Genomic DNA, 4,490 nt, shown 5'->3' with positions numbered 1-4,490 from the left:
CTGCAGGTCCTGCTGGATGTGGATGGCCCGGCAGGTGTGGAAGCCGTTGGAATGGGCGGAGATGCCGCGCATGGCGTGCATGGCGATGGGTCGCCCGACCATCCGCTCGTGGCGCCGCCCGGCCCAGTCGGTCCAGGGCTGCTCGATGGTCAGCGTCTCCTGGAAGGCGAGGTGGGCCATCTCGGCGGCGATGCGGCGGATGGTGTCGGCGGGAACACCGCAGCGTTCGGCCACCGCCTCCGGGGCGTGCTGCGGGTCGAGGTAGCGCTCGGCCAGCAGATGGAAGGAGGGCACGGCCCGCCGTCCGTCCGGCAGGGTGACGGCGCCGATCAGCGCCGGACGGATACCGGCGGCGGTCGCCGGAACGGCGCGCTGCTCCACCGCGTCCCAGGCCAGCGGGGTGCCGTCGGCGTCGCGGGCGAACAGGCCGTCGTCGGCGCCGCCGGGGTCCTGGATGACCAGCCAGGGGGCGTTGGTGTAGCGGACCAGATACTCGGCGTCGATGCGGTCGGCGCGCAGCAGTTCGTGGATCAGGGCGAAGACGAACAGCCCGTCGCTGCCCGGACGGATGCCGACCCACTCGTCGGCGATGGCGGAATAGCCGGTCTTGATCGGGTTGACGGAGACGATCTTGGCGCCGCGCGCCTTCATCTTCGACAGGCCGATCTTGATCGGGTTGCTGTCATGGTCCTCGGCCACGCCGAACAGCAGCAGGTAGCGGGTGTGGTCCCAGTCCGGCTCCCCGAACTCCCAGAAGCTGCCGCCCAGCGTGTACATGCCCGCCGCCGCCATGTTGACGGAGCAGAAGCCGCCGTGCGCCGCGAAGTTGGGCGTGCCGAACTGCGCCGCCCAGAAGCCGGTCAGCGACTGGCTCTGGTCGCGCCCGGTGAAGAAGGCGAGCTTGCTGGGGTCGCTGTCGCGGATCTTGCCGAGACGTTCGGTCAGGATGGTCAGCGCCTCGTCCCACTCGATCTCGCGGAACTCGCCGGTGCCGCGCTCCCCGGTGCGCAGCAGGGGCTTGCGCAGCTTGGCCGGGGAGTTCTGGGTCATGATGCCGGCGGAGCCCTTGGCGCAGATCACGCCATGGTTCACCGGATGGTCCTTGTTCCCCTCGATGAAGCGGAGCTGGCCGTCCTTGATGTGCACTTTGATGCCGCAGCGGCAGGCGCACATGTAGCAGGTGGTGTATTTGACCGTGTCGGAGACGGTCGGCGAGGGGTCGATGTCCTCGCTCGGCGACTGGTAGCGGTCGAGCCAGCCGCGCGCGTCCTCGGGCGCCGCCGGCCCGCTCCTTCGCTGGAAGCCCTGGGTGAAGGCGAACCCGCGCGCACGCTGGCCGCCGACGTCGTCGATCTTCGCCATCCTGATCCGTTCCTTCCGGTATGCCTCCCCCGTTCCCTCCCGGCGGGGGCCGGGAGAGGGGGCAGTGCTGCCGTACCGTTCTTCGAAAGTGCCGCCGCTCGCTCAGTCCGCGAGCCGCTGCGCGCCCGACCGTTTCGCGGCCTCGGCCATCAGCGCGTCGAGGGCCGCCGGCAGGTCGCCGGGCACGTCCACCACGACGGCCCCGGCGCGTTCCAGCGCACCGCGCTTGGAGGCGTAGCTGCCACGGTCGCCGGTCACGATGGCCCCGGCATGGCCCATCTTCTTGCCCGGCGGGGAGGCGCGGCCGGCGATGAAGGAGACGACGGGCTTGTCCGTCTTCGCCACCAGCTCCGCCGCTTCCTCCTCCATGCTGCCGCCGATCTCGCCGACGAGCGCGATGGCGTCGGTGCCCGGATCGTCGATCAGGGCGGCCAGCGCGTCCTTGGTCGTCGTGCCGATCATCGGGTCGCCGCCGATGCCGAGGAAGGCCGACTGGCCATGGCCGCCGCGCACGAGGTTGAGGCAGACCAGCGTGCCCAGGCTGCCGCTGCGCGAAATGACGCCGACCCGGCCCGGCTGGAAGATACGCGGGTTGAAGGCCGGCATGATGCCGACGAAGCCCTCGCCCGGCGTCACGATGCCGGCGGTGTTCGGCCCGATGATGCGGGTGCCGTGCTCCGCCGCCGCGGCGTGCATCTCCATCACGTCGTGCGACGGGATGTGCTCGGTCAGGCAGACGACGGTCTTCGCGCCCGCCTCGATGGCGTCGATGGCGGCGGCCTTGGCGGCGGCGGGTGGGATGAACATCACCGACACGTCGAAGCCGCCGTTCGCCATGGCCTCCTTCGCGGTGGCGAAGATCGGCACGCCGCAATGGCTCTGCCCGGCCTTCTTCGGGTTCACGCCGCCGACCACGGTGGTGCCGTAGGCCTGCATCTGCTCGGTCCAGAAGGTGCCCTGCTTGCCGGTGATGCCCTGCACCAGGACCCGGTCGCTCTTGCGTACGATCATCGCGCGGCCTCCACGGCTGCCGAGATGGCGTCTTCCATCCGGTCGTAGGGTTCGATCCCCAGCTCCTCCCGCACCATGCGCACGGCCTCGTCCTCGCCGGTGCCGTGGATGGAGAAGAAGACGGGGATGGTGGGGTTCAGCGTCTTCCAGGCCTGGATCACGCCGCCGGCCATCACGTCGGTGCGGGCGAAGGCGCCGCAGAAATTAACGACGAGGCTTTTGACGCCGGGGTTGGACAGCACGAGGTCCAGCGCCTCCGTCCCCTTGGTGTAGGCCTCGCCGCCGATCTCCAGGAAGTTGGACGGGCGTCCGCCGGCGTGGCTGACCACGTCCATCGTCGTCATGGTCAGCCCGGCGCCGTTCGCCAGGACGCCGACGTTGCCCTCCAGCTCGATGTATTTGAGGTCGAGCGCCCGCCCGCGCTCCTCCAGCGCCGACAGCGGCTCCTTGGCGCCCAGTTCGGCGATGTCGGCCTGCCGGTAGAGGGCGGAATCGTCCACCGTCAGCTTGCAGTCCAGCGGCACGACGCGGCCGTCGGCGAGCAGGGCCAGCGGGTTGATCTCCAGCAGCTCGGCGTCGTGCAGGCGGTAGACGCGGTAGAGATCGACGAGCATTCCGGCCACCGGCACGGCGGCCTCGCCGAGGTCCAGCCCCAGCAGCAGGCGGCGCGCGTCCGCCGGGCCGAAGCCCTTGCGGATGTCCACCGCCATGCGGCGCAGGGATTCGGGGCGGGTCGCCGCGACCTCCTCGATGTCCATGCCGCCCTCGGTGGAGAACAGCACGAGCGGGCTGCGGCTGGCCGGGTCGTTCAGCACCGCGGCGTAGAATTCGCGGGCGATGGCCGCCTGCTCCTCGACCAGGACGCGGGCGACCGGGAAGCCGCCGATCTCCATGCCCAGGATGGCCTGCGCGGCGGCTGCGGCCTCCTCCGGCGTGGCGGCCAGCTTGACGCCGCCCGATTTGCCGCGCTTGCCGGTCGGCACCTGCGCCTTGACCACCACCGGCCCGATGGCGCGGGCGGCCTCCTCGGCCTCCTGCGCGCTGGCGCAGAGGCGGCCCTGCGGAACGCTCACCCCGGCGCGGGAGAGCACGGATTTTCCAGCCTGTTCCTCGAAATTCATCGTCGCCTCCGTCAGCGTCCGTGGCGGGACCAGAAGGGGCCGAACAGGGCCTCTTCGCTCGGCTTGTCCTCCGGGATCGGGCGGACGAGGTGGGTGATGTTGACGAAGTGCTTCCAGCTCAGGTTCTCGGAGATGGAGTTCTTCTGCCAGCTTCCGCAACCCATGGAGAGGGTGAAGTTCAGCCCGCTGTCGAAGCCGCCGCCGTTGCCGAAGGTGTGGGCGAAGTTGACCAGCACGCGCACCACGTCCAGCTCGTCGGCCAGCCGTTTGGCGTGCGCCTCGTCCCGCGTGTGGATGCCGCAGGAATGGCCGCGCCCCTGGTGGTCGAGGATTTTGCGTACCTGATCGACCGCCGCATCGAAGTCCGGCACCCGGTAGACGGCCAGCACCAGCGACAGCTTCTCGCCGGAGAAGGGATGCGCCTTGCCGACGCCGGTCTCCTCGACCAGGAAGAAGCGGGCCTCGCGCGCCTTGGGCGCCAGTTCGAACGCCTCGGCGAGGATGGCGGCGTCCTTGGCGATCAGCTTGCGGTTCAGCTTGCCGTTTTCCCACAGGCGGGACTGCACACGCTCCCGCTCCTCTGGGGTGCAGAGGTAGGCGCCGGCCTCCGCCAGCGCGGCGATGGTCGCGTCGTAGACGGAGTCGAGTACGACGAGCGCGTTCTCCGACGAGCAGGAGGTCGAGTTGTCGAAGGTCTTCGACGCGCAGATCTTGCGCGCCGCCTCGGGCAGGTCGGCGCTCTCGTCCACAATGACCGGGACGTTGCCGGCCCCGACCCCGATGGCCGGGGTGCCGCTGGAATAGGCGCGGCGCACGTTGTCCTGCGAGCCGGTGACGACGACGAGGTCGACCGCCTCCATCAGCGCCTGCGTCAGGCCCTTGGTGATGGTGGTGGGGATCATCTGCACCAGATCCTCCGGCGCGCCGATGCGCGCCAGCTCGGCCCGCATCAGCTCGACCGTGCGGCCGGTGGCGGCGGAGCCCATGGGGGAGGGG

General features: G+C 70.3%; 4 protein-coding genes. All 4 read right to left on the bottom strand.

The window, feature by feature from the left end:
* On the bottom strand, nucleotides 1–1,362 hold a 1,362-nt coding region (locus GBZ26_RS27325), incomplete at its 3' end, for a molybdopterin-dependent oxidoreductase (protein ID WP_174441507.1).
* Between the two features lie 102 nt (nucleotides 1,363–1,464).
* Nucleotides 1,465–2,373 (bottom strand): succinate--CoA ligase subunit alpha, encoded by a 909-nt coding sequence (locus GBZ26_RS27320; RefSeq protein ID WP_174441506.1) that lies wholly within the window; start codon nucleotides 2,371–2,373, stop codon nucleotides 1,465–1,467.
* Nucleotides 2,370–3,494 (bottom strand): succinate--CoA ligase subunit beta, encoded by a 1,125-nt coding sequence (locus GBZ26_RS27315; RefSeq protein WP_174441505.1) that lies wholly within the window; start codon nucleotides 3,492–3,494, stop codon nucleotides 2,370–2,372. Before GBZ26_RS27315 ends, GBZ26_RS27320 begins: the two co-directional genes overlap by 4 nt.
* Before the next feature lie 11 nt (nucleotides 3,495–3,505).
* Nucleotides 3,506–4,490, bottom strand: a 985-nt coding sequence (locus GBZ26_RS27310) for an aldehyde dehydrogenase family protein (RefSeq protein WP_174441504.1), incomplete at its 5' end; no start/stop codon positions are given.

The sequence above is a fragment of the Azospirillum formosense genome (assembly GCF_013340925.1).
GTDB classification, from domain to species: domain Bacteria; phylum Pseudomonadota; class Alphaproteobacteria; order Azospirillales; family Azospirillaceae; genus Azospirillum; species Azospirillum formosense.
Note: the sequence above shows the minus strand (reverse complement) of the source record. Positions and strands in the feature narration are given on the sequence as shown.

Bases quoted from the DNA above. Each gene is read 5' to 3' on its own strand.
- GBZ26_RS27320 (WP_174441506.1), bottom strand. From the start codon at position 2,373: ATGATCGTACGCAAGAGCGACCGGGTCCTGGTGCAGGGCATCACCGGC.
- GBZ26_RS27315 (WP_174441505.1), bottom strand. From the start codon at position 3,494: ATGAATTTCGAGGAACAGGCTGGAAAATCCGTGCTCTCCCGCGCCGGG.